Origin of the sequence: Streptomyces sp. CAI-85 (assembly GCF_013363615.1) — a bacterium.
GTDB classification, from domain to species: Bacteria; Actinomycetota; Actinomycetes; order Streptomycetales; family Streptomycetaceae; genus Streptomyces; species Streptomyces antibioticus_B.
The window spans coordinates 1-611 of sequence record NZ_JAANNX010000256.1; the positions used below are offsets into that span (position 1 = coordinate 1).

The window sequence follows — 611 nt, forward strand, 5'->3', positions numbered from 1 at the left end:
AGCTGTACTCGACAGTCGCACAGGACCCCTCTCTCCTCCGGCTGACGCGTCCATCGGGCATTCGGGTACCGCAACCCCACGCGGACTTCTCGCGTGCCCAACCACGTCAAAACCAGGAGAGTCCACTCCCGTGGCAGTCAAGATCAAGCTGAAGCGTCTGGGCAAGATCCGTTCGCCTCACTACCGCATCGTCGTCGCCGACTCCCGCACCCGCCGTGACGGCCGTGCGATCGAGGAGATCGGCAAGTACCACCCGACCTACAACCCGTCGGTCATCGAGGTGGACGCCGACCGCGTCGCGTACTGGCTGGGTGTCGGCGCGCAGCCGACCGAGCCGGTTCTCGCCATTCTGAAGAAGACCGGCGACTGGCAGAAGTTCAAGGGCGAGCCCGCCCCGGCTCCGCTGCTCGTGGCCGAGCCGAAGAAGGCGCGCCCGTCGTTCGAGGCCCTCGGTGGCGACGACTCGGGCAAGGGTGAGGCCATCACCCAGAAGAAGAAGGCTGAGAAGAAGGACGAGGCCGCGGCCGAGTCGTCTTCGTCTGAGTCGACCGAGGCCTGAGCATGCTCGAGGAGGCTCTCGAGCACCTCGTGAAGGGCATCGTCGACAACCC

At 65.8% G+C, this 611-nt stretch carries 1 protein-coding gene; it reads left to right on the forward strand.

The annotated features are described in order from the left end of the window. Nucleotides 1-130: 130 nt before the first annotated feature. Nucleotides 131-559: a 30S ribosomal protein S16 gene (rpsP, locus tag G6W55_RS38130; protein ID WP_030797841.1), complete on the forward strand. Its 429-nt coding sequence runs from the start codon at nt 131-133 to the stop codon at nt 557-559. Nucleotides 560-611: the final 52 nt, after the last annotated feature.